Genomic DNA, 24,805 nt, shown 5'->3' on the forward strand with positions numbered 1-24,805 from the left:
CCGCCATCTGCCCGGTGCTGAAGGCTAATATCCTTTTCCAAGCAGAAGGGAGAGAACAGCGATGAGGAATGAAAAGCGAATGGAGCGCCTATTAGGCTATTCGCTTGTCGCGCCGGCCATGCTGCTCATTTTGGCGATTGCCATTTGGCCTGTCATCCAGTCCTTTTATTACAGCTTGTTCGACTATCGGCTCAACGACCCGACCAAATCGTCGATTCACTGGAGTTACAGCCTCGATCTGGAAGGATATCTACAAAACTATCCGTTCCTCAAAAGCGCTCTTAAGCAGGAAATGGCGGCTGCGGATGGACAAACGAAACAAACGTTGGCGCAAATCGAACAAAAACTCGCGAAACTGGACGAGGCGATCCGTTCCAACGATCAAGTGGCGAAGCAATATGACAAAGTGAACGAAGTGCTCGACAATTTCGAGACGCCAAGCGATGAGCTGAAGATCGCCGAGCTGGACAAACAGACGGCCGAGCGGCTGACCGACACGGTTCATGATGTCGTCCGAGCGCTTAAGGAGATGAAAAAAGCGGGCGAACTGCAGCAGGCGGATAAAGTCGTCGGCTTGGCCGAAGGGCTCGAAGGGGTCGTGATCGAGCCGAACTTTGTCGGCCTCAAGCATTATAAGGACAGCTTCAGCGACATGCGCTTATGGAAAGCGTTATGGAATACGACGTTCTTTACGGTGGTGTCGGTCGCCATTGAGCTGGTGTTAGGGCTCGGAATTGCGTTGCTCATCAATAAGGCCTTTTTTGGCCGCGGGCTTGTGCGGGCGACGATTTTGATTCCGTGGGCGATTCCTACCGCCGTATCCGCGCTTATGTGGAAATTTTTATACGATGGACAAAACGGCATTGTCGCCAAATATTTCGAAACGGTCGGCCTTGTCGACCGGATGGGGGATTTGTTGACGACGGAAGCGGGGGCGATGTTTGCGGTCATTTTTGCCGATGTATGGAAGACAACCCCCTATATGGCGCTCTTGCTGCTGGCCGGGCTGCAAACGATCCCGAGTTCGTTGTATGAGGCCGCCTCGATCGACGGGGCCACCAAATGGCAGCAATTCACAAAAATCACGCTGCCGCTGTTAAAATCAAGCATTTTAGTCGCGTTGTTGTTTCGCACGCTCGATGCGTTCCGCGTGTTCGACTTGATTTACGTCTTAACCGGCGGAGGGCCGGCGAACTCGACGGAAACGATTTCCATTTTAGCGTATAAAGTCATGTTCTCGCAGACGAATTTCGGTGCGGGATCGGCGCTCGCTGTCATCGTGTTTATCTGCGTGGCGGTGATTTCCATGATCTATATTCGCTGGCTTGGGAAAGATTTGTTGTCTGATGGCTCCAGCGTCAAACGATAACGAAGGGGTGAGACGATGCAAAAAAAAGCCGGTCCGTTCTTTTACGTGTTTTTGGCCCTGTTTGTGTTCTTTGTGATGTTTCCGTTTTTATGGGTTTTGCTCAGTTCCATTAAGCCGCTTAGCGAATTGTTTGGCGACAAAGCGTTCGATTGGTTTACGAGCCATCCGACCTTAAAATCCTATGTGTCGGTCTTTGTCAATTACCCGTTTTTGCGCTATTTATGGAACAGCACGGTCGTGGCGGCCATTACGACGGTGTATACGGTCTTTGTCGCCGCGTTTGCGGCTTATGCGATCGCGCGCCTTGAATTTAAAGGCAAGACGGTCATTCTCGGCTTGGTGTTGGCTGTATCCATGTTTCCGCAAATTGCCACCATTTCTCCGATTTACATGTTTGTGAAAAAGTTCGGGTTGACGAACAGCTACTTGGGATTGATCATTCCGTATACGACGTTTGCCTTGCCGTTGTCGATTTGGCTGCTTGTCACCTTTTTCCGCAAGATTCCGTTTGACTTGGAAGAAGCGGCGAAAATGGACGGGGCGACGCCGATGCAGACGTATTTTAAAATCATTTTGCCGCTCGCTGTGCCAGGGGTGTTTACGACGTCCATTCTCGTCTTCATTGCCGCATGGAACGAATTTTTATTTGCCTTGACGATCAATACGGCGGAAAAATACAAAACCGTTCCGGTCGGCATTGCCATGTTCCAAGGCCAGTATACGATCCCGTGGGGCGAAATTTCCGCGGCCACCGTGATTGTGACGATCCCGCTCGTCATCATGGTGCTGTTGTTCCAGCGCCGCATCGTCTCTGGGCTCACGTCCGGCTCGGTAAAAGAATAAGGAACGAACATGAAAAAGGATGCCAGGCGAGCATCCTTTTGTTTTTTGGGGTAATGCCCATTTTGAAACACGAAACAGAGGAGGAGCAGTTCTATCCGCTCCACTCCGTTCATATGTTAATGACAGACGACTAGCGGGGAGGGATGCGTAAAGGCCAAAGATGATATGGTTAATATTCAGAATATTAACAAAATAGGCAGTGGCAGCCGCGGAAAGGGGGTGGAATTTGTTTTTACTCTTTTTTGGACCAATCAAGAGGAGGGGAAGGAGTGCGATTTGACCGTCCGTTTGAACAGTATGCGCTTGGCGAGCGCCACCGTTCGCGCGGGCGAACGATCACCGAAGCTGATATTGTGCAGTTTGCCGGCGTTTCCGGAGATTTTTATCCGCTGCACATGGATGGGGAATACGCCAAGCGGACGCCATTTGGCGAGCGCATCGCCCATGGGATGTTGACGCTGTCGGCGGCGACGGGGCTGTGGATGATGGAACCGGGAGTGGTCCTGGCGTTTTATGGCATCGATTCACTCCGTTTCGTTCGTCCCGTCAAGATCGGCGATACGATTTACGTGGAATCGGAAGTGAAGCGGTTGACGGAACGGGGCGAGGAAGCCGGGCTCGTCACGGTGCATCAGCGGATCATCAACCAACGAGAAGAAACGGTCGTCGATGCCGTTGTGCATGTGCTTGTTGCGCGGGAAGGGAAAGCTCCATGACGGGCTTGTGAAACGTCATGACGGTCTGACAAAGAAACAAGTCCATGGCGGTTTGTTTTTGGAAGCGCTAACATTATGTTCGTTTTTTTGCTATCATCCATTTGTTTTTCCGTTTCCATGAGATGCGCGCACTTTGATTGCGTGAAAGGGGTGTTGTGAATGGCTGTAACGATGATGGATGCGGCGGAATTGAAACGCCAAAAAAAGCGGGCGGCGATTTCAAGTGTGGTCGGTACGACGATTGAATGGTACGATTTCTTCCTTTACGGGACGATGGCCGCTCTCGTGTTTCCACAATTATTCTTTCCACAAGGAGATTCGTACGTCGCCCTGATGCAATCGTTTACGACCTTTGCGTTAGGATTTATCGCCAGGCCGGTCGGCGCCGCGATTTTCGGCCATTTCGGCGACCGCATCGGGCGGAAGGCGACGTTGGTGGCCACTTTGTTGCTGATGGGGTTGGCGACCGCGCTGATCGGCCTGATGCCGACATATGAGCAAATCGGCCTGTGGGCGCCGGTGCTGGTGACCGCGCTGCGTCTCATTCAAGGCATTGGCGTCGGCGGGGAATGGGGCGGCGCTATTTTGATTGCGATGGAGTGGGAAGAAGGCAAACGGCGCGGGCTGATGGCTTCCCTGCCGCAAATGGGCGTGCCGTTCGGGCTGTTGTCCTCTTCCCTTGTGACGACGCTGATGCTTGCGGCGGGCGGCGACAGCTTTTATGCGTGGGGATGGCGCGTTCCGTTTCTCATAAGCTTCCTTCTCATCGCCATCGGGCTGTACATCCGGCTGAAAGTGCTCGAATCGCCGCTGTTCCAAGAAGCGATGAAAAAACAAGAAACGAGCAAGATGCCGGTCGGCGAGGTGCTGGTCAAGCATCCGCGCGAAATTCTATGGTCAGCGCTGGCGCGGGTGATTGAAAACGGGTCGTTCTACATTTTTGTCACGTTTATCGTCAGCTATGGGACGACGTTTTTGGGGATGGAAAAAAGCATTTTCGTCAATGTGACGATTATCGCTGCGGTGATCAACGCGCTTTCGATCGTCTATTCCGGCCATTTATCCGATCGGTGGGGCCGCCGCCGCGTCTACATGACGGGCACGATTTTGTTGATGCTTTGGGCGTTTCCGTATTATTGGCTTGTCAATACGAAAAGCGTCGGGCTCATCTTCTTGGCGACGGTCGTGGCCATGGTGTTCCACGGCATGCTGTATGGCCCGCAGGCGGCCATGATCGCGGAAAACTTCCCGACGCGTTTGCGCTACAGCGGCGCTTCGCTCGGTTACCAGTTGGCATCGATCATCGCCGGCGGCCCAGCGCCGCTCGTGAGCACATGGCTTTTGCACAAATACGGCAGCGCCACGGCCATCTCCTGCTATATCGTCGTCATGGGCTTGATTTCACTCGCTGGGGTGAAAATGCTGCAAGACCGCGCGCGCCAGGCGATTGATTAGATTAATTGGACTGAACTCCATTATGGGCGCCTTTGCGTTCAGGCAAGGGCGCTTCTTCTTGTCGCCTGCTAAGGATGCCGATGGGCGGGATATGTTTGCCTTACACGTTCATGCTCATGATAATGGTGTGGTGCTTGAATCCGAATGTTTCATACAGTTTCATCGCTTGATTCCCTGCATATACACGCAAACGAACCTCTGAATATCCATCTTGTTTCAGATGTTCGATGCCGGTTTCTATTAATTTCCTTGCAATTCCCTTTCCTCTAAATTCTTCTAACACAAACAACTCGTAGATGAATCCATATCTTTTCTCACTAAGTGGGTCTTGGCTTGCTCCGATTAAAATCCAACCTATGAGATGATGGTCTTCCGTTGCGATCAAATAATAGCTCCCTTTCTGCAATAATGGCTCAATCAGTTGTTTGACTTTTTCATCTGACGGTTTTGCTTCGCCTAATGTGCCTTCGAATAATGCTTGTGGTGTGAGTGATAAAATCTTTTTGTATTCCGAATCGTTTGGTTTTCTAATTTCCATGGAGTTCCCCTCTCCCAACTATTCATAGATTGTTGGTTAGGCTTTTTTTAAGCACTGGATCTTCGAAAGTCACGGTCTTCACAACCACGGCGGTCTCCGGGCATCTTTAGGCCATGCCGTTCGTACGACGATCGGTTGGCCGCTTGTCGCCGCCAACCGTCTTCCTTGGGTATTTTCCAGGGCCATCCACTTGCTTTTGATTTCCCTACTTTTCAAGCAATCCCCGAACATCTTTCTCTGGAAGATCCACCAACCGGGCAATGTCTTCCACCGTCATTCCTTTGCGCGCCATGTTGCGGATTAGTTGCTTCATTCCTTGTTTCATTCCTTGTTTCATTCCTTGTTTCATTCCTTGTTTCATTCCTTGTTTCATTCCTTGCTTGATCCCTTGTTGAATCCCGCGTTTGATCCCTTCTTCCAATCCTTCTTTCCTTCCTTTTTGCTCATAGGAAATGATCAGCTCCAACACTTTTTCTCTTTCTTTCGTTTCCATCGCCTTCACCTCTCTTTGCAGTTGCTGTTCTTCCTCCTCCGACAACTTCACATACGTTTCAAAAAAGCCCAAGAGCAGCCGCTGCCTCGCTTCATCCAGCTCCAATCGCACCAACATGCGCAAAAACTCTTTTTTCAACTCGACTTTCTCATTTTCAGTATACCCCATTTTGCCAAGAAGGGCAGCTGCCATCGGATTGTCATGCCGAATATAATCCCGCCAATGTTTCTTGCGCAGCTCTACAGGGAAAAAACGAAACTGCAGCACGTCGCCAAAGGGGAATTCGATCGAAAACACGGACGGTTCCTCGCGAAGGGCATCATGGCTGAAGACGGCGATCGGAACGATGCGGGTGCGGTATTTTTCAAACAAACGGCTGAAATAGACAAACATGCGCTCCGGAAAGGACGACTGCACATAGCTTTGATTCTCCACATGAACGATGATCAGCCCATCTTCCGTTTTCAGCTTCGTCTCGACCAACAGATCGACGCGGTATTTTTCACCTGCCGTGACATCGGTGAACAGTTCTTCGGACAAAAAGGACAAATGGCGGAAATCAATGTGTTCGTGCATGTCGGGGAAAAAGAGGAGAATAAACTCTTCGAAGAACGTTTGGATCAGCTCTTTGAACAATCGATCATGGTCAATGGCCATTCTATCACCTCACTTTGAAACTTTCCATCATATTGATTCGCGAGCAGAAGAAAAAATCCTGCATGGAACTAGGAAAAACGTCTGTTTTTGTCTATGTGCTTCTCATCATCCAAGCACATAAATGTTCCGGAATTTTTTGCTCTTGTCGAAAAAAGCGCGCTAGTTCTGGACAAATGCCCGGATTCATCATTGTGATAAGTCTTTCATAGAGCCTAAGATTTGAACGCTGTTCCGCCTACGCCTGCGGTTGGAGGTGGGAAGCATCGATTCAACTCATGCTTGCGCTTGTGTAGAAGTTTTCTTGATGCGGGCTGATCTTTTTCGCCTATGAGAAAGGGGCAAACCATATCTAAGAGGCTGGTGATTTAGTACAAAATGCTGCTAGTTCCAGCTATTTCTCAATTAGAAAAACCTTACGAAATCAGCCTTCTTTTTTGGCGAAATGCCGCTGATTTGCTCGTGACAGCCGTTTTTCACCGGCCTTCTAAAGCAGATCGAAAAAACAACGCTTGACAACCGCCCTGTCTTTCATATACGATGGAGATGTAATCGATTACATAACTGAGAGGACTATAACGAATGGCAAGCATAAAAGACGTGGCGAAACGGGCGAACGTATCGACGGCCACCGTGTCGCGCGTGCTGCGCAACGCGGGCAACGTCACTGAAGAGACAAGGCAGCGCGTGCTCGAAGCCATTGAAGCGCTGAACTACCAGCCGAACGTGCTCGGCCGGTATTTGCGGCGGATGGAGACCGAGACGGTGCTCGTCGTCGTGCCCGATATTACGAATCCGTTTTTCTCGAAGGTGCTGCGCGGAATTGAAGCGGTCGCCCTCGAGCACGGCTATCAGGTGCTGCTTGGCGATACGCAAAACGATGTCCGGCTTGAGGAGCAGTATTTGAATTTGTTGCCGCAGCGGCAAGTCGACGGGATGATTTTTTTGACCGCCCGCATCCGCAAAGAGCTGGTGGAAGAGATGGCGCGGCAGTTTCCGATCGTCTTGGCGTGCGAGTATTTGGAAGGGGCGGACATCCCGACCGTTTCGATCGACAACATCAGCAGCGCCCGTAAGGCGACCGAACACTTGATCCGCCTCGGCCATCGCCGCATTGCCCACCTGTCCGGGCCAATGAACATCATTTTAAGCCGCGACCGGCTGCGCGGCTACCAACAGGCGCTGGCGCAGCATGAGCTTGAGGCGGACGCTGCGCTCGTGCAGGAGGGTGATTTCACCTATGAGTCCGGATATAATTTGACGCTGAAACTGCTCGCTCTTGAGAAGCCGCCGACAGCGATTTTCGCCGCCAACGATGAGATGGCGATTGGGGCGATCAAAGCGGTTCGCCATCGAGGCGGACGCGTTCCCGACGATGTGGCCGTTGTCGGATTTGACGACATTCAAATGGCCTCGATTTTTGAACCGAGCCTCACGACGATCGCCCAGCCGATGTTTGAGATCGGGCAAAAAGCGATGGAATTGCTGCTTGCGCTCATTGAAGGAACGAGCGCGCGGCGGCGTCAGCTTGTTCTTCCCGATCGGCTCGTCATTCGCGATTCGTGTGGAGGAGAGCGCTCTAGGCAAAGGGGCTGACAGCGCTCTCTGTCCGGTGCGGGGAACGGGCGGATTTTTTTAGCATGGTGATGTAATCGATTACATCACTGCTTAGCCGTTGTTTTAGAAAACGGACGGCGAATCGGTGGAGCATATGGGACAGAGAAAACAAATGAGCGCAAGGGGGAAAAGGACATGGGAAACACACTTCCAATCCGCCTCGGCTTGATCGGAGCCGGAGGGATTTCCAATGAACACATCAAGGCGGCGCTAAAACTTTCGGAGCGCGTCGTCTTGCAGGCGATTTGCGACGTCAATGAGCAAGCGGCTGTGGAAAAAGCGAAAACGTACGGCATCCGTGAAGTGTATTGCGACTACAAGGAACTGCTCGCTTCACCAGATGTCGATGCCGTCATCATTACCGTGCCGAATTTTTTGCACGCCCAACTGTCAGTCGACAGTTTGCGGGCCGGAAAACACGTTCTTTGCGAAAAACCCATGGTGACGAAAGCGGAAGAGGCGGACGCCATCATCCGCGCCCGAGACGAGTCAGGCAAGCAGTTTATGGTCGCGCTGAACAACCGCTTCCGCCAAGCAGCGCAATGGCTGCATGAGCGAATCCAATCCGGCGCGTTCGGCGAGATTTATTACGCGAAAACGGGCTGGGTGCGCCGCCGCGGCATTCCCGCATGGGGGGCGTGGTTTTTTGACCGCGAGCGCTCCGGCGGCGGCCCGCTCATCGATTTGGGCGTCCATATGCTCGATGTGACGCTTTGGCTGCTCGGGAACCCGAACCCGGTCGCGGTGACGGGGAAAACGTACGCGAAGTTCGGCCCGCGCCGCCAAGGGGCATGGCCGGGAACATCGTTTGCGCCTAATGCCGCCTATACGGTCGAAGATTTCGCCTCGGCGTTCATCCAGCTCGAAAACGACGCGACGGTGCTGCTTGAGACGAGCTGGGCGTCGCACATTGAAGAAGAGCGGGCATATGTCGAGTTTCTTGGCACGGAAGGCGGCGTGCGCTGGGAGTGGAATATCGCCGGCAACCGCCAAGAAGTGAAATGGTTCCGCAACGAACACGGCGTTCCGGCCGATGTCACGCTCCATTTTGATGATCAAAGCGAACGGGTGGCGCTCCTTGACCATTTCTTGACGAGCATCGCCGAGAACACGCCGCCGCTTTGCACCGCTGAACAAGGGCTTACGATCGCCAAAGTGTTAGAAGCGATTTACGAATCGTCCGACCAAGGGCGGCAAGTCCGCATCGAATGGTGAGAAACGCTCCATGAATCGCACTGGCGTCCCAAAGAGTCGCGAACATGGGGAAACATTCCAAAAAACACTCGGCCTAGCCGCATACAGGCAGGCCGAAAGAACCAAGGGGGATCAATGAATGACCACACCCATCCGCGTTGTCGTCTGGAACGAATTTCGCCATGAAAAGAAAGATGAACAAGTAAGAGCCATTTATCCAGAAGGAATGCATACCGTCATCGCGCGCTACCTGGCTGAAGCGGGGTTTGACGCTGCGACCGCTGTCTTGGACGAACCGGAGCACGGCTTGACCGACGAGGTGCTCGACCAGTGCGACGTCCTCGTCTGGTGGGGGCATATCGCCCATGACGAAGTGAAAGATGAGGTTGTCGAACGCGTCCACCGCCGCGTGCTGGAAGGAATGGGGCTCATTGTCCTTCATTCCGGCCATTTCTCGAAAATTTTCAAAAAGCTGATGGGGACGACATGCAATTTGAAATGGCGCGAAGCCGATGAAAAAGAGCGTCTCTGGGTCGTCGCCCCGGGCCATCCGATCGTGGAAGGAATCGGACCGTACATCGAGCTTGAGCAGGAAGAAATGTACGGTGAGTTTTTCGACATCCCAGAGCCGGACGAAACGATTTTCATCAGCTGGTTTGAAGGCGGAGAAGTGTTCCGCAGCGGTTGCACGTTCACGCGCGGGAAAGGGAAAATTTTCTACTTCCGCCCCGGCCATGAAACGTATCCGACGTACCATCACCCGGATGTGCTGAAAGTGATCGCCAATGCCGTCCGCTGGGCCGCGCCGGTCAACCGCGGGGAAATCGTTTTCGGCAACGTCAAGCCGCTTGAGCCGATCAAAGCGAAACAGGGAGGAGTGACGCAGTGAAACCGATCAACGTCGGCATTATCGGCACGGGCTTTTCCGCTTCTTCCCATATTGAGGCGCTCCGCCGCCTGCCGTTTGTGAACATTGTCGCCATTGCCTCAAGCAGCCAAGAAAAAGCGGAGGAAGCCGCGCGCCGGTTCGGGATTCCGAAAGCATACGGCGACTACCGCGCTTTAATTGACGACCCCGATGTCGAAGCCGTTCACAACTGCACGCGCAACGTTTCGCATTTTCCCATCAACAAGGCGGTGCTTGAGGCGGGAAAACATTTATTGTCGGAAAAGCCGCTCGCCATGGAGAGCGAACAGTCGGCGGAATTGAAGCGGCTCGCTGAACAAAGCGAAAGCCTTAGCGCGGTCTGCTTCAACTACCGCCACTACCCGCTCGTTGTCGAGGCGAAAGAGCGGCTTGCCCGTGAGGCGAAGCGCGTCCATTTCGTGTACGGCGGCTATGTGCAAGACTGGCTCTTGTATGACACCGACTACAACTGGCGGCTTGAGCCGGCGCAAAACGGCCCGTCGCGCGCCATCGCCGACATCGGTTCGCACTGGTGCGACACGGTTCAGTATGTGCTTGGCAAGAAGATCGTTGAAGTGTTCGCCGACTTGCGCACCGTCCATCCGGTTCGCTACAAGCCGAAACAGGAAGGGAGCACGTTTACATCCGGCAGCAACCAAGACGCGGAGCCAGTCCAGATTGACACCGAAGACGGCGGCAGCGTGCTCGTCCATTTTGACGACGGCACCCATGGGGCGTTTACGATTTCCCAAGTGAGCGCTGGCCGGAAAAACCGGCTCTATTTTGAAATCGCCGCCGATGAGATGACGCTCGCCTGGGACCAAGAGCACCCGAACCGCCTCTGGGTCGGGCGCCGCAACGGCCCGAACGAAGAAATCGTCCGCGACCCAGCGCTCTTGTCGCCGCAAGCCGCCGCTTACGCCCATTATCCAGGCGGCCATGAGGAAGGCTGGCCGGACGGGCTTAAAAATTTGTTCCGTGATTTTTACAGCGCCATCATCCGGAAACAACGCGGCGAGGCGCTCGGGGAACTGCCGTTTGCGACGATCGCCGACGGCCACCATACAATGAGGATCGTCGACGCCATTTTGGAAAGCCATCGCACCAAACGGTGGGTGCGGGTGGCGGAATAAGCGGCGTCAGCACCGCGGAGACGTCGGCCTCGTTTCGCTGGCTGGGTGCTAGATGATGCCACAACAAAATGGAACGGCGGAGCCGGCCGCCGACCGGCCGGCTTCACACCGCTAGAAAGGGGAGAAGAACGAGATGAAAGTAGGCGTATTTACCGTTTTGTATCAACAGCTGCCGTTGGAAGACATGCTCGACAAAGTCGCCGCCATGGGCATTGAGGCCGTTGAGCTTGGCACCGGAAATTACCCGGGCAACGCCCATTGCGATCCTGACGCGCTGTTGGACCAGCCGGAAAAAATCAAAGCGTTGAAAAAAGCCGTAGCCGACCGCGGCCTTGTGATCAGCGCCTTAAGCTGCCATGGCAACCCGCTTCATCCGGACAAAGCGTTCGCGAAACAGTCGCATGATACATGGCGGAAAACGGTCAGGCTCGCTGAGCAGCTTGAAGTCCCGGTCATCAACGCCTTCTCCGGCTGCCCGGGCGACCATCCCGGCGCCAAATACCCGAACTGGGTCACGTGCTCTTGGCCGCCGGATTACTTGGAAATTTTAAAATGGCAATGGGAAGAAGTCGTCATCCCGTACTGGCGCGAAGAAGCAGCGTTCGCCAAGGAGCACGGCATTACGCAAATCGCCTTTGAAATGCATCCGGGCTTTGTCGTCTACAACCCGGAAACGCTCCTCAAACTGCGCGAACACGTCGGTGAAGCGATCGGCGCCAACTTTGACCCGAGCCACCTGCTTTGGCAAGGCATCGACCCGGTTGAGGCGATCAAACTGCTCGGCCGCGAAAAAGCGATTTTCCACGTCCATGCGAAAGACACGTACTTAGACGAAGCGAACATCCGCAAAAACGGCGTGCTCGATACGAAACATTACAGCCAAATCCTTGACCGCTCGTGGGTGTTCCGCACCGTCGGCTACGGGCAAAGCGAAAAAATGTGGCGCGACATCGTCAGCGCCCTGCGCGCCGTCGGCTACGACTACGTGCTGTCAATCGAACACGAAGATATGCTCGCTTCGATCGATGAAGGGCTGTCAAAGGCCGTCGCCCTCTTGAAAAAGGTGTTGTTCAAAGAAGAACTGCCGGAGATGTGGTGGGCATAAAAAGAAGGCGGCAAGGAGACCGAGGCGCTCTTTGCCGCCTGTATGCTTGCTTTGACATCTGCCGCCAAGAGGATCTCATGTTTTCGCCATAGGGGCTTCATGCGGACATTCGTCCGACCGCAAACAGTTTCTTTTGGAAAGCCAACGTTGTCTCTTGTCCGTTCGGGCGCTTCCGTGACGAAGCGGTCATGAACGCCAGCGGACGGACTCTTCCCAGCGGTTGATCAGCTTCATCAGCATCCGAATGGAAAACGACAGAAGAAAGATCGTGACAAACGAATGCATCCATGTCCACGTATGGTACGTGATCAAATTTGTATACTTTTCATAAAGAACTTCTATGAACGTCAAAGCGGCTGTATACAAGGCGCATTGTCCGACAATGCCGAAAAAGCTCGAATGGTACGACGTTCGATAAAAATACACGCACATGATCGGATACAGAAAGTATTCAAACAAGATGCTCGTGTCGAAGTATTGCCCCAAAAACCTCACGGGATAGTCGAGCAAATGCTTTTCGACCACAATGACACCGAAAAAGGTGGAAAAATAAGCTTTCAATAAAAACACGAGAATCACGTCTTTAATGGGCGGTTTGCGCAAGCTGAAAACCAATAGGATGAGGCCCAGCACCAGCAACACCCATAAGTGGATTCGATCCATGTCTTCATCCTCTCCTGTCAGGGGTTCTGTTGTCCAGCCTGTGCGGCTGATGAGAACGTCATAGATCCACCGGGCGTTTGATCAGGCATGGGCGCAAGCGCGGTTGTAGACCGATTCATGTAGGGCGGCCCAGGGAGCAACAGTCTTTTACATAGCGCGCGCCGTCTGGCTGCGGATGCGCCCCTTCAGCAACAGAAGTCGATGCCCATCCACCGTCAAATCGATCATCGCCCCGTTCAATATGTCTTCGCCTGATTTCCGCCCGTTCGCCTGCAAATACTTCACCCGATACCATTTTCGTCCATATTCAAAATAGAGATACTGTCCGCGCTGGAAATCGATCCAAAACTTCACCGCCTCGCCGTTCACGGTCTTCCATACATACCCCCAAGCCCGGTCTTGGCGGATCGGCGCCATTTTCGGGCGCGCGGAATTGATGGCTTCGTAATACAGGCGGTGTTTGATGTCAAACAGCACCATCCGGTTCGCCTCCCTCTAGAAATGTTGATTTATCAAGGCTTTTCGGCCCCTCAGGGGTGTCCAAAAAATATTTTTCGACAAAATCCCTTACATCTTTTTTCAGTTTTGTGGATATCTTACAGACCTAGGGTGCGCTTCGCGGCCACGGCTCCTTTTTTGGACAATGATACTATATGTATAGCGCCAACTAGGAGAAATAGACATGCCAGCTCACCCGTTTTCTTGAAGCAGCCGTCCGGCAAGCAGGCGAACCGCGAGCGTCACGACAAACATCGAGACGAATGAATATTCCCACTTCCACGTATGGTATTCGATCAGGTCGGTGTGCCGCTCCAACAGGATCTCGACCGCTGTCATCGCCCCTGTATAAGCGCGCACTGCATCCATATCCCCTTCCAGCCCGAGCGGCGCGATGTCCCGTAAACGTACACACTGACAACAGGGTAAAGCAAGGATTCAAAGATCACGCTGTCGTTCGTATAATCTGGAAACAGCCGCACCGGATAGGCAAGCATTCCCGCCCCGCTGACGATCAGGCCGATCAAACTGGAAATATACGCATTCAGCAAAAACGAAAGCCATACTTCTCTTGGTGAAAGAAAGCGGAAGCTGAGCCCCAGCAAACCGATGCCCACCGCAGCAAGCAGCCAAAGGATCCATTGTTCCACCATAGCCCCCAAGCGCGAATGATGTCGATTTTTCTTAGTATGGGATGAGAGAGGGGGGAGTATGTGAAATTTTTGGTTTTTTCATTTGCAACAGGCAATAGATCTTAGAAAGGGCGGGCTTCTGTGTGTTCTTTCCTATGAAAAAAAGGCGAAATTTTGTAAAATAGTAGTATAGTTTTGTAAATGGAGGAATGAACATGCCGATATACAACAAACTCGTTCGCGACCGCATTCCAACCATTATCGAACAAGCGGGAAAAACGTTCACAACTCGCATACTTGACGATGAAGAGTATCGGAAAGAACTGCAGAAAAAAGCGTTTGAAGAGCTTGAAGAATACGTCCAAGCAGAAACGGACGAGGCGGCTCTTGAAGAGCTTGCGGATGTGTTGGAAATTATTCATGCTTTGGCCCAATGCCATGGCGCTTCAATCGAGCGAGTGGAACACATTCGCGCCAAAAAGGCAGAACAACGCGGCGGCTTTCGGGAGAAAATTTTCTTGATTGAGGTTCACGATGAGTAAGGTGGAGTTGATTTCCAAACGCCTCCTCGACAAGCTGCAGGAACAGATGAGCCGCTCGTCGACCATATACATACTGACATCGTTTGCCATGAAGTCCGGGGTTCGCCTGTTGAAGGACAATTTGTGGGCAGCTGCGGAGCGGGGCGCGGATATCAAAATTTGCGTCGGCGATTATTTGTTTGTCACCCAGCCAGAGGCGCTGCGCGAGCTTCTATCCATCCACCCGGACATCGAGGTGCGTTTGTACCGCAGCAATGGAGTTTCCTTTCATCCGAAAGCGTACCTATTTGAAGATGCAGAAGGCGGCTATTTTATTGTTGGTTCTTCCAACTTGTCCCGCTCGGCGCTCACTGACGGTGTCGAATGGAACCTTGGGCTGGATAAGAGCGTTGATGAAGGGGTATTTGCGGAAGCGATGGAGCAGTTTTTAAAGCTGTTTTACGCTCCGGAAACGGTGCCGGTCAATGCCGAAACGGCCGCTGACTATGAAAAGCAGCATCAAGACTATCATCAGCGGCACCCCAATTTAGCCCGCATATGGGCGGAGAATGAGGAAATCGAGCTAATGCTTCCGACGGAGACGGAGAAGAAGCAAGAGGAGGAGATGACGGACAAGGCCGATGTTGTCCATGAAACGGCGGCGCCATATGGAACGATCCAGCCGCGCTTTGCCCAAGTTGAGGCGTTGGAGCGGTTGGAAGCTGCCTATGAAGAAGGGTACGACAAAGCGATGGTTGTCATGGCGACCGGGCTGGGAAAAACATACTTGGCCGCTTTTTTTGCCCGCCGTTTTTCGCGGGTGCTGTTTATCGCCCATCGCGAAGAAATTCTTCGCCAGGCGAAGCAGTCGTTTGAACGCGTGATTCCTGATCGAACAGCAGGACTGTACGATGGCAATCAAAAAGACGGAAATGCCGACATGGTGTTTGCTTCGATCTTTACGCTAAGCATGAAAAAACATTTGCATTCGTTTCGTCCCGACGCATTTGACTTGATTGTTGTCGACGAGTTCCACCATGCGGCAGCCCGCTCGTACGAACGCGTCCTTTGTTATTTTCAGCCGAAATTTTTGCTTGGCATCACTGCTACTCCAGATCGGAGCGACAACAAAGACGTATACGCCCTTTGCGACGGAAATGTCGCGTATCGCATCGATTTTATCGAAGCGGTGCAGCGCGGTTGGTTGGCTCCCTTCCATTATTACGGGGTCTACGATGACACAGACTATTCGCAAATCAAGTGGCTTGGCAATCGCTATGATGAGGAAGAGCTGCTTCAAGTGCAGCTTCGCGAGGAGATGGCGGAGAAGATTTTGCGAGCGTGGAAGCGATACAAGAAAACGAGAACGCTTGTCTTTTGTTCATCGATTCGGCAAGCCGGTTTTCTGTCCGAATATTTCCAACGCCATGGCTGCCGGACGGTCAGCCTTCATTCGAAGCAGACGGCTATTTCGCGCAAGCAGGCCATTGCCATGTTGGAACGCCGTGAACTGGACGCCATTTTCACCGTCGACTTGTTCAATGAAGGGGTCGATATTCCTTCTGTCGATACACTTTTGTTCGTGCGGCCGACGGAATCGCTGACCGTCTTCACCCAGCAAGTCGGGCGCGGGCTGCGGCTGTACAAAGGCAAGGATTATTGCGTGATTATTGATTTAATCGGAAACTACCGGAATGCGGATGTCAAACTGCGCCTGTTTGATACACAGCGGGGCGAAACGAAGAAAAAGGCACGGGAACCTGTTATGCCAACGGTTCCGGAAACGTGCGAACTGCATCTCGATGTTCAAACCATCCATCTTCTCGAAGAGATGCAGAAAAAACGCCAACCGCGCAAAGAACGGCTGCTTGCTGATTATCGGGAGCTGAAACAGGAGCTCGGCAGACGGCCGACTTATTTGGAACTGCATCTCCAAGGCCGAAGCGAAGCGGCGGAGTACAAACAAGAGTTCGGATCTTATGTCGGCTTTTTATATTGGGCGGGGGAGTTGTCCGATCTAGAAAAGGACGTGTTCCGAAAATACGAACCGTGGCTTGTTGAAGTGGAACGTACGGTGATGTCAAAAAGCTACAAAATGGTTGTTCTAAAAGCCATGCTTGAACGTGGACCGTCCGGATGGCACCAACCAATTACACCGCAGGAGGCTGCCCCGTTTTTCCATCGGTATTTAACGGAAAAAGAATACCGAAAGCGCATCGATTTTTCCGACGGAGAAACGAAGCGCCTCTGGGAATATGACCAGGAAAAGGTGAGCCGGTTGATCGCCCGCATGCCGATGACGAAATGGAGCGGCAGTTCGAATGGACTGATTTCCTTTGAGAACAACATTTTTGTGCTCCAATTTCCCATCGCGCGCGAACACGAAGAAATATTGTACAACTGGACAAAAGAGATTTGCGAGTATCGGTTGCATGTGTATTTTGAGAGGAAGGATGGATTGATAAACTAGGAGTACTGCATTCCTTAATCAAAAATTGTGAATCTGTCGGAAACATTTGATCGATCGTTTCACAACCTCAAATAAATTAGGAGTCTGAGGGCAAGAAGCAAATTTATTTTAATCAAAAGACAAATTTCGACAACATTTTTAGCCAAAATAAGGTAATATACAAACCAAAAGGAGGTGCGTCATGAGGCTTGCTTGTTCTTTTAAAGCGGAAAGAATGCCTGTTTCATACCGCATGATGCTGGTGTCAGTGATAAAAGAAGCATTACGAATGTCGGATGAGCAATATTATGAGCGTTTATACGACAGTGTTTCCATGAAACCATTTTCGTTTTCTACATACTTAAAAAATTTCCGATTTTCTGATCAAGAGGTTTATTTAGAAGGGATAACGATGACCGTTAGTTCGCCTGACCATGAGTTTCTCTTGCACTTATACAACGGTTTGCAACAAAAGCAAGTATTTTCATACAAGCACTATCAGCTTGTAAAAGAAAAAATCCGCATGCTGCCGGAGAAAACGATCACAGATTCTACGGTGGTGTTTCGCACCCTCTCTCCGATGTTGGTTGAAGATAAAAACCAGAAGCCGATCAGCCCAGATGCCCCTGACTATGAGGAGCACGTGAATTATTTAGCGGATCTGATTTTGCGGCAGTATCGGGGAAATGGGCTATTGTCGCCCTTGATTGTGCGGCCGTTGCGATGGCGCAAGATGGTCGTGAAGGAGACGAATCACGAATTCGAGGCAACGCATGGGGGCGGCAACGTCTTATATTTTACAGCCTACCAAACTCTCTTTTCGCTAACCGGCCATCCAAGCGATTTACAGCTGCTGTATCAGCTTGGATTATCGAAACGGCGCAATCAAGGATTTGGGCTGCTTGAGGTAGAGGAGGTGCGGGGATGAAGATTGAACTCCGCATGGGCGAGTGGATGGTGACAATGGGGCTTGTTGGGCTGTACCGTGTTTTCGAATACGGGCTGAAAAATAGTTTGATTGATCAGCAGTACAAAAACAGCATCCGAATCGTTCCACAGGGGCTTGAACTGGAGACAGGCGTGCTTCCACAGTTGCCGCGGGCGTATTTTCTTTATTTAATCGACGAATACAGCACGGCAAAGCGGACCAAAGAGAGATTACTTTCGTATCTTGGACAGGCTAAAAGTGAAAATTCGTTTTCAACAGCTCTGTCCAATATAAAAGAGACGATTAAGGATATGGGGAAGGAAATTCAACAGTATTTCCCTAATGAGCCGGTCAATCCCTTGCTTGAAGCGATTAAGTCAATAAAAAAACCGGAACAAATCGAGCAATTGGAGCAATGTATCGCGGAATTTCAACAACTTCTTTTCAAAGAAACCATTAATGAAAAGCTGACATTAAATTATTTTAAAGCGGCTGTCCTTAAGTCGTTTTTTGGACAAGTATCATTCTTAAATGTTTCGAAAAATCATTTGGATTTGGAAGGGCATATCGAACAATTTCAAGCCGATTATATTGTTCCGGTGCAACTCGATCTTCAATTGGAACAAATCTTGCGTTCGGCTTCCACAGAGAAAGAGGTTCTTCGTTTTTTGGATGAGCATGCTGAATATGAACCGTTTAAAGCGTTGAAGAGAGCGTGGAGAAAGAAAACTTTGCCACAAATGCAAGAAGAGATGAACGTGATGTATGAATGCATGTTTTTCCCTGGTCATGTTGCCTTTTATAATTTCGAAGAAATGATTTTTTCCCCGATCGGGATAACAGGCAAGGCTTTTAATTTCAATTGGGACTTGCGGGACAAGCAGCCGAAACCAATTTCATCTTTGGTGAAACTTGTGTTGTTTTTTGCTCCTGCCGGTGCGGCGATTTACTTAAAGAAAGAGGTCTTTAAAAAGCAAAATAAAAAGCAAAACAAGTATCGCATGTACGCAGGCTTTGTCCAATCCGATGCGGCATTCCCTGAGATTTTGCAGAAAAACAACCACCTGAAGCAGATGAAGCAGCAAAAAGATCCGTTTGACCGCATCGTAAGCAAGCTCGTCCAAAGTGTAACGAAAGAAGCAAACTATGTGGTCGACCATCTATTTTTCTTAGAATTTTCTTCTGACTATGACAGCAAAAAAACGCATTTGCACTATTACCATCTTCCATTGTATTTGGCCCGCTATTTTGTTGAATATCCTGGAAAGTTGGATTACGTCCACTATGACTATCGAGAACAGTTCATCCAAGACGTACTGCGTGGAGCGGATCCTGCTCGAGTCATTTATGAATATTTGCGTGATTGTATTGAAAATGGACGTTCCCACATCGGCCCTTACATCGCTGTTGGCGAACGCAGCCGAATTATGCAGCTGAAAAGGGGAGGAAAAGAAATGGAGAAAACAGACAAAAGGGTATATGCCCTATATCGGTGCGGCCAAGAGATTCGAAAGGCATTGGAACAGGCTGGAAGTGCTAAAACGGCTGACCATTATTCTGCCAGCCCGAGTAAAAAAATTAGCGCGATTGCCTATCGGTTGTTAAACGCAGCGAAAGCGGGGGATCGGAAAAGCTTCTTGGATACGTTGTTCCGGCTTCATATGTCAGCGGATCAGCCCATTTCTTCGCTTTTCTTAAATGCGCTGCATGAGCGGGATTTGGATTTTCCTGCTGTAGCCAACGCCTTTATTGCTGGGTTGCTGTCTCAAGAAGGACAAGGAGAACAAGAGGAGGTTGTATCATGACGAAAACGGTCACGATGACGATTGTCTTTCAAGCGGGATCGCTAAACTATGGAGAGGGCATTGCGAATATTTCCGAATTGAAAAAGTTTCATCGCGGCAATGGAGAGGCGTACACATACGCATCGCGGCAAAGTTTGCGTTACGATATCGTCCGTTTAGGAAATGAACTGTTTGGCTGGAACTTAAATACCGTCGATAAAGCGAGTGGTGTTGTTCAGTTCAAAAAAGACGTCACCATCGAAGATTCCGTTGAAATGGATTTATTCGGGTACTTGAAAACGGATAAAAACTCGCAAAAACGCACTGCTGTCGTGCGTTTAAGCCATGCTGTTTCCCTTGAACCGTATAAAAGCGATTTGGAATTTTTGAATAACATGGGGCTAGCCAGCCGAATTGGCGCTGATCCGAATTTAGCTCAGATCGAGCAGCACCAAAGCTTCTATTGTTACACCATCACGATAGACTTACATCGCATTGGCGTCGATGGGGAGGTCGAGCTGTCCAATCAGGAAAAAGCGAAGCGCGTTCAGCAATTGCTTGATATTGTGAAGTTGCTCAATCGGAATATTCGCGGTCGTCGTGAAAACTTGTCCCCGCTATTCGTCATCGGTGGAGTATATGATGTAGCAAATCCGTTTTTTCTTGGGAAAATTCGCCTAGCCTCTTCGCCGCGAGGATGGGAAATTGAAGTTGCCCCTATCGCTGATACCATGGCGCAAACGTTCGCAGGCAAGCCAGTTGCTGACGAGACGCGCATCGGTTTAGTAAGCGGCATATTTGCGAATGAAGATGAATTTGCACAACGATTTGCAGAGAAGACTGGATCAGTGGAGCAGTTTTTCCGCCATATTGCTGAACAAGTTCAAACATACTACGGTGAATGATAATGAAGGCGTTGCGTTTAAAACTATTTCAAGAGACAGCGTGCTATAAAAAACCGTTCGCTTCCAAGGTGGCGGAAACATATCCGCTTCCGCCTTATTCTACAGTTAAAGGAATGATTCACGCGTTGCTTCGCGCGGATCGTTTCATCCCCATGCGCCTAAGCGTTCAAGGGGAGTATGAGGCGAAACTGCTCGACTATCAGCGGCATTACTTTTTTAAAAAACGTGATGTCGCTGCTTTTCCACTGATCCTTGATGGGATTCAGGATGAGTCGTTTTCGTACGATGCTAACGAAATCACGACAATGCCCATTTATACACATTTGTTGTACCGAGTTGATTTGTTGATTCACGTTGAGGCAGAAAAAGAAGTTCTTGAACGGGTAATACATGCCATCGAAACTGGCGAAAACCATTATAGCTTAGGTAGATGGGAAGATTTGGTCCGAATTGATGAGTATAAAATAGTTCAGGTAGATGAATTGGATGAAGAGAAAGATTTACGCTATTACGCTTACATTCCCCACCATTTGCTCGATATAGACATAAAGCATATCCCATATGAACTCCCTTGGAAATACGAAGTCGTGAACGGAGTGAGAAAATGGGAGAAAGTCAATGTGGGATACGTGCGAAAAGGGACGACAGCTCCAGAGGGAGCATGTATTGATGAAGACGGGGAGCTCGTATTTTTCCATTTATAGAATGGGAGGAAATCAAACGGTCATGTTTTATGCAAAGTCCGAAACGAGAGAGACGATCCGTGAACATACGGATCGTCTTCTTGATAATTGGCGATTACTAAAGGACAGTTATGGAGACCGATTGATTCGTGTCAATGAAAGAATGTGGGAATTGCTTCGATTAGCGATCGAGTACCATGACATCGGGAAAGCGAACACGGTGTTTCAAAATAAAATCCGCCGCGCCATTCAAGAAGAACTGCTGGAAACTGATTGCGACGCCAATGTACCGCATAACTATCTGTCTGTCGGCCTTGTTCCATTTGAGCAATTGAATTTGACGAAAGAAGAAATACGACTGTTAACTCATGCCATCGGCTACCATCATGAGCGGGACAAGCTTCCCGACAAAGAAGCCATCCGCCATGTATTGCAGAGTGACTTATATTTGCAAAAGGAAGCCATCGCCCAACACATGAGGCTCCCCTTAGCAGAAAAGTTATCGTTCCGATTCGTGGATCGCTTATTGCGGCGATACACGATACACGACGGGGAATCGTTTTGGGATTATGTATTAATCAAAGGGCTTCTTCAACGCATCGACCATGCGGCTTCGGCACACCTTGATGTTGAGACCGGAGTTGATCAAAACGTTGGCGTTTATGTGCGGCGCTACATGGAGAATCAATCGTTTTATCCAAATGATTTGCAGCGTTTTACAGAAAGCCATACTGATAAAAATGTGATTGTCATTGCACAAACGGGCATGGGAAAGACGGAATCTGCCTTACTATGGATCGATCGAGACAAGGCCTTTTTCACTTTGCCTCTTCGCGTCAGCATCAACGCTATTTATGAACGAGTTCGTCATCAAATGGGGTACGGTGCCGCAGGTCTTTTGCATTCCACAAGTGCTTTCTACTTAGCGGAGCGAGGGGAAGAAAATTGGGAGGCGATTAAGCAACAGTCGCAACAGTTGTCCATGAAGCTGCTTTTCACAACCGTTGACCAAATTTTAAAGTTTCCTTTTTATTATCGAGGATTTGAAAAGGAATTGGCAAGCATGGCAAATGCCAAAGTGGTGATCGATGAAATCCAAGCGTATGATCCAAAAATTGCTGCGATGTTGATTAAGTCATTAGAAATGATTAAAAAAGTAGGCGGCCGATTCATGATTATGACGGCCACATTGCCAACTTTATATTTGGATGAACTCAAGCGCCGAAGCATCATCGATGAAGAAGACACCGTTTTCGGCGAATTTATTGACAGTGAACATCACCGTCACCGCATTCAGCTCCATGATCAGGAAATAACAAAAGGAATAGAGGACTTTGTCAGAATGGCGCGTTCATCCCAAGTGTTGGTCATTGTGAATACGGTTCGTCGGGCGATGGAACTGTATGAACGGTTATCCGAAATGGCCAGCGATGTACCTGTTCATTTGCTGCACTCACAATTTACGCAAGAAGATCGTCAATGGCTCGAGCGGCAAATTAAAGAGTTCAATGAGGCAAAGACAAATGGGGTGTGGATTACGACTCAGCTTGTCGAAGCAAGCATTGATATTGATTTTGACTATTTATTCACAGAAATGTCTCCACTGGACAGTCTGTTTCAACGTCTTGGGCGCTGTTATCGAAGAAGGGTTATTCAAGGGGAACAATGCAACATCCATATTTTTACACAAAACGTTTCTGGGGTTCCATCCGTATATGACGGGCATCTCGTGTGTGAAAGCACGGAGTTGTTGAGGCCTTTTGACGGACAAATTCTCGATGAGCGAACAAAAATTGAGCTGGTTGGCAAGTTGTATGAACGTGAGAGATTGAAAGGAACTTCGTTTTTGCAGGAGTTCGAGGATGCGTTAGCTATGTTTGACCATTTAGATCCGTATGAAATGAGCAAGAAAGAGGCACAGCGGAAACTGCGTGACATTCAGACCGTTCCCATCATTCCACGGCGAATTTACGACGAAATCGCCCATGTCATCGATGAATGCCGCCGTTGCCGAGACTGGCGAGAGCGGATTCGTTTGCGCATGGAGATCGAAAAGAAGACGATCAGCGTCCACCGTTTTCTTGCGGAGAAATGTGTCTCAGAACGATTGTCTAAGCCGTTTGATCATATATACATTGCCGATGTTGAATACGATTTTGATCGAGAAATGGGGAGAGGAAAAGGCATTCAGATTGATACACCATTGTCTGCATTTTATTAAGGAGAGTGCAGTGAATGGCAAGCGGTGTTCAAATCCATTATTACAAAGTGTGCAAGCGGAAATTATGGTTGTTTTCCAAAGGAATTGGAATGGAAGAAGAGCACGAACGAGTGATCGAAGGAAAGATTCTGCACGAACGGGCGTATCCACGCTTGAATGAGAGAGAAATTCTCATTGATGACACGTTTAAGCTGGATGCATTAGAGGAAGAGTACGTTCGCGAAATCAAAATTTCCAGCAAAATGGCTGAAGCGGACCGTTTTCAAATGTTGTACTATCTTTACGAACTGAAAAAACGAGGCATTCATAAAAAAGGATTGATCAGCTATACGAAGGAAAGAAAGACGGAGGAAGTGATATTAACAGAAGAAGACGAGCGAAAGGTGGAAAAGGCTTTAAAAGACATCTATCAAATTTTGCAACTTCCCTCTCCCCCGCCTCTTAAAAAACTATCATATTGCTCGAAGTGTGCATATTACGAATTTTGTTATGCACTGGAAGGTGACGAATGATGTTGAAAGATCATTATATCTTTTCAAATGGGCGGCTCAAGCGAAAGGACAATACGATTTATTTTTTAGATGAAAACGAAAACAAGAGATCGCTTCCTGTGCATCAAATCGAAAATTTATATATATTTGGGGAAGTGGACTTCAACTCCGCTTTGCTTAATTTGTTAAGCCAGCATGAAGTTCATTTGCATATTTTCAATTACTATGGATTTTACGCAGGCACATTCTGTCCGAGAAATCGAAAAGTGTCTGGTTTTACCGTTGTGCAGCAGAGCGCTCATTATCTTGATAATGGCAAAAGGTTGTATATCGCCAAGATGTTTTTAGAAAGTGCTGTGCACCATATGTTGCGTAATATTCGTAGGCATCGAGAGAAAACGGAGATTTATATCCATCAGATTGAGGAAGAGGCAAAAAAGATGAACACAGCGAGCACTGTTCAAGAGCTGATGGGAATAGAGGGACGAATCCGACAACATTATTATCAGTCCTTTAACGAGATTTTGAAGCAAGACTTTACGTTTGAAAAGCGGACAAAGCAACCTCCGCGCGACCCGCTGAATGCTTTGATATCATTCGGAAATTCCTTATGTTATACAACTGTTTTGGGGGAAATTTACAAGACGCCGCTTGATCCTACGGTTAGTTTTTTGCACGAACCGTCGACAAGACGATTTTCGTTAAGTTTGGATTTAGCTGAAATCTTTAAGCCATTGATCGTCGATCCGGTTATTATCGCTTCCATTAACAATCGGATCATTACCAATAAACATTTTGATGATATAGATGGAATGGTATTTTTAAATGAGGAAGGAAAGAAAAAGTTTATTATTGAGTGGGAGAATAAATTGGCTACATCCATCCAACATCGGAAGCTGAAAAGAAAAGTGAGTTATCGGCATTTTATACGATTGGAATGCTACAAGCTCATTAAACATTTCATTGGGGATGAACTATATAAACCGTTGAAAGCTTGGTGGTGAAA

Annotated in this window: 24 protein-coding genes; 18 read left to right on the plus strand and 6 right to left on the minus strand. The window is 49.5% G+C overall.

Annotated elements, in window-relative coordinates:
* Positions 1 to 61: 61 nt before the first annotated feature.
* The 4 genes from GC56T3_RS07415 (at position 62) to GC56T3_RS07430 (ending at position 4,383) form a co-directional block, all read left to right on the plus strand.
* A complete protein-coding gene (locus tag GC56T3_RS07415) occupies positions 62 to 1,369 on the plus strand; it encodes a carbohydrate ABC transporter permease (RefSeq protein WP_013144973.1) in 1,308 nt (435 codons plus the stop codon).
* 15 nt (positions 1,370 to 1,384) lie between these two features.
* Positions 1,385 to 2,212, plus strand: coding sequence for a carbohydrate ABC transporter permease (locus GC56T3_RS07420; RefSeq protein WP_013144974.1), 828 nt, complete (start codon positions 1,385 to 1,387; stop codon positions 2,210 to 2,212).
* Between the two features lie 269 nt (positions 2,213 to 2,481).
* Positions 2,482 to 2,928, plus strand: a complete 447-nt coding sequence (locus tag GC56T3_RS07425; protein WP_013144975.1) for a MaoC/PaaZ C-terminal domain-containing protein — start codon at positions 2,482 to 2,484, stop codon at positions 2,926 to 2,928.
* 159 nt (positions 2,929 to 3,087) lie between these two features.
* A complete protein-coding gene (locus GC56T3_RS07430) occupies positions 3,088 to 4,383 on the plus strand; it encodes an MFS transporter (protein WP_013144976.1) in 1,296 nt (431 codons plus the stop codon).
* A gap of 100 nt (positions 4,384 to 4,483) precedes the next feature.
* Here GC56T3_RS07430 and GC56T3_RS07435 read toward each other — a convergent pair whose 3' ends face one another.
* Positions 4,484 to 4,921 (minus strand): GNAT family N-acetyltransferase, encoded by a 438-nt coding sequence (locus tag GC56T3_RS07435; RefSeq protein ID WP_013144977.1) that lies wholly within the window; start codon positions 4,919 to 4,921, stop codon positions 4,484 to 4,486.
* A gap of 205 nt (positions 4,922 to 5,126) precedes the next feature.
* Positions 5,127 to 6,071 carry an Rpn family recombination-promoting nuclease/putative transposase gene (locus GC56T3_RS07440; protein ID WP_013144978.1) on the minus strand — a complete coding sequence of 315 codons (945 nt, stop codon included), beginning with the start codon at positions 6,069 to 6,071 and terminating at the stop codon, positions 5,127 to 5,129.
* Between the two features lie 579 nt (positions 6,072 to 6,650).
* On the opposite strand from GC56T3_RS07440, the gene GC56T3_RS07445 reads away from it, so the two are divergent.
* From GC56T3_RS07445 to GC56T3_RS07465, 5 genes are all read left to right on the plus strand, one after another.
* Positions 6,651 to 7,664: a LacI family DNA-binding transcriptional regulator gene (locus tag GC56T3_RS07445; protein ID WP_013144979.1), complete on the plus strand. Its 1,014-nt coding sequence runs from the start codon at positions 6,651 to 6,653 to the stop codon at positions 7,662 to 7,664.
* A gap of 156 nt (positions 7,665 to 7,820) precedes the next feature.
* Positions 7,821 to 8,900 carry a Gfo/Idh/MocA family protein gene (locus GC56T3_RS07450; protein ID WP_013144980.1) on the plus strand — a complete coding sequence of 360 codons (1,080 nt, stop codon included), beginning with the start codon at positions 7,821 to 7,823 and terminating at the stop codon, positions 8,898 to 8,900.
* A gap of 118 nt (positions 8,901 to 9,018) precedes the next feature.
* Entirely contained in the window at positions 9,019 to 9,768 is a 750-nt protein-coding gene (locus GC56T3_RS07455) for a trehalose utilization protein ThuA (protein WP_013144981.1), read from the plus strand.
* On the plus strand, positions 9,765 to 10,919 hold the full coding sequence (locus GC56T3_RS07460; RefSeq protein ID WP_013144982.1) for a Gfo/Idh/MocA family protein: 1,155 nt from the start codon (positions 9,765 to 9,767) through the stop codon (positions 10,917 to 10,919). Before GC56T3_RS07455 ends, GC56T3_RS07460 begins: the two co-directional genes overlap by 4 nt.
* A gap of 133 nt (positions 10,920 to 11,052) precedes the next feature.
* Complete coding sequence (locus GC56T3_RS07465) at positions 11,053 to 12,024, plus strand: sugar phosphate isomerase/epimerase (RefSeq protein WP_013144983.1); 972 nt, start codon at positions 11,053 to 11,055, stop codon at positions 12,022 to 12,024.
* A gap of 186 nt (positions 12,025 to 12,210) precedes the next feature.
* Here the strand turns inward: GC56T3_RS07465 and GC56T3_RS07470 are convergent, their stop codons facing one another.
* From GC56T3_RS07470 to GC56T3_RS07480, 4 genes are all read right to left on the minus strand, one after another.
* Positions 12,211 to 12,687 carry a CBO0543 family protein gene (locus tag GC56T3_RS07470; RefSeq protein WP_013144984.1) on the minus strand — a complete coding sequence of 159 codons (477 nt, stop codon included), beginning with the start codon at positions 12,685 to 12,687 and terminating at the stop codon, positions 12,211 to 12,213.
* A gap of 147 nt (positions 12,688 to 12,834) precedes the next feature.
* Complete coding sequence (locus tag GC56T3_RS07475; protein ID WP_013144985.1) at positions 12,835 to 13,167, minus strand: hypothetical protein; 333 nt, start codon at positions 13,165 to 13,167, stop codon at positions 12,835 to 12,837.
* A gap of 210 nt (positions 13,168 to 13,377) precedes the next feature.
* Entirely contained in the window at positions 13,378 to 13,545 is a 168-nt protein-coding gene (locus GC56T3_RS19925) for a CBO0543 family protein (RefSeq protein ID WP_227456703.1), read from the minus strand.
* On the minus strand, positions 13,521 to 13,835 hold the full coding sequence (locus tag GC56T3_RS07480) for a CBO0543 family protein (RefSeq protein WP_227456704.1): 315 nt from the start codon (positions 13,833 to 13,835) through the stop codon (positions 13,521 to 13,523). The genes GC56T3_RS19925 and GC56T3_RS07480 overlap by 25 nt, the downstream gene beginning before the upstream one ends.
* A gap of 197 nt (positions 13,836 to 14,032) precedes the next feature.
* On the opposite strand from GC56T3_RS07480, the gene GC56T3_RS07485 reads away from it, so the two are divergent.
* From GC56T3_RS07485 to cas1b, 9 genes are all read left to right on the plus strand, one after another.
* A complete protein-coding gene (locus GC56T3_RS07485) occupies positions 14,033 to 14,359 on the plus strand; it encodes a nucleoside triphosphate pyrophosphohydrolase (protein WP_013144986.1) in 327 nt (108 codons plus the stop codon).
* Positions 14,352 to 16,808: a DEAD/DEAH box helicase family protein gene (locus tag GC56T3_RS07490; RefSeq protein WP_013144987.1), complete on the plus strand. Its 2,457-nt coding sequence runs from the start codon at positions 14,352 to 14,354 to the stop codon at positions 16,806 to 16,808. The genes GC56T3_RS07485 and GC56T3_RS07490 overlap by 8 nt, the downstream gene beginning before the upstream one ends.
* Positions 16,809 to 16,989: 181 nt before the next feature.
* The gene (gene cas6 / locus GC56T3_RS07495; protein WP_013144988.1) at positions 16,990 to 17,715 is read left to right on the plus strand and encodes a CRISPR-associated endoribonuclease Cas6; all 726 of its coding nucleotides are present in this window, start codon (positions 16,990 to 16,992) and stop codon (positions 17,713 to 17,715) included.
* Positions 17,712 to 19,520, plus strand: a complete 1,809-nt coding sequence (locus GC56T3_RS07500) for a CRISPR-associated protein Cst1 (RefSeq protein WP_013144989.1) — start codon at positions 17,712 to 17,714, stop codon at positions 19,518 to 19,520. Before cas6 ends, GC56T3_RS07500 begins: the two co-directional genes overlap by 4 nt.
* Entirely contained in the window at positions 19,517 to 20,404 is an 888-nt protein-coding gene (gene cas7i / locus GC56T3_RS07505) for a type I-B CRISPR-associated protein Cas7/Cst2/DevR (protein ID WP_013144990.1), read from the plus strand. The genes GC56T3_RS07500 and cas7i overlap by 4 nt, the downstream gene beginning before the upstream one ends.
* 2 nt (positions 20,405 to 20,406) lie before the next feature.
* Positions 20,407 to 21,108 carry a type I-B CRISPR-associated protein Cas5b gene (cas5b, locus tag GC56T3_RS07510; RefSeq protein WP_041468334.1) on the plus strand — a complete coding sequence of 234 codons (702 nt, stop codon included), beginning with the start codon at positions 20,407 to 20,409 and terminating at the stop codon, positions 21,106 to 21,108.
* Between the two features lie 22 nt (positions 21,109 to 21,130).
* On the plus strand, positions 21,131 to 23,308 hold the full coding sequence (locus tag GC56T3_RS07515; protein WP_013144992.1) for a CRISPR-associated helicase/endonuclease Cas3: 2,178 nt from the start codon (positions 21,131 to 21,133) through the stop codon (positions 23,306 to 23,308).
* Between the two features lie 14 nt (positions 23,309 to 23,322).
* Positions 23,323 to 23,820: a CRISPR-associated protein Cas4 gene (gene cas4 / locus GC56T3_RS07520; RefSeq protein ID WP_013144993.1), complete on the plus strand. Its 498-nt coding sequence runs from the start codon at positions 23,323 to 23,325 to the stop codon at positions 23,818 to 23,820.
* Positions 23,820 to 24,803: a type I-B CRISPR-associated endonuclease Cas1b gene (gene cas1b / locus GC56T3_RS07525; RefSeq protein ID WP_041468337.1), complete on the plus strand. Its 984-nt coding sequence runs from the start codon at positions 23,820 to 23,822 to the stop codon at positions 24,801 to 24,803. Before cas4 ends, cas1b begins: the two co-directional genes overlap by 1 nt.
* Positions 24,804 to 24,805: the final 2 nt, after the last annotated feature.

The organism is Geobacillus sp. C56-T3, from assembly GCF_000092445.1.
GTDB lineage: Bacteria > Bacillota > Bacilli > Bacillales > Anoxybacillaceae > Geobacillus > Geobacillus thermoleovorans.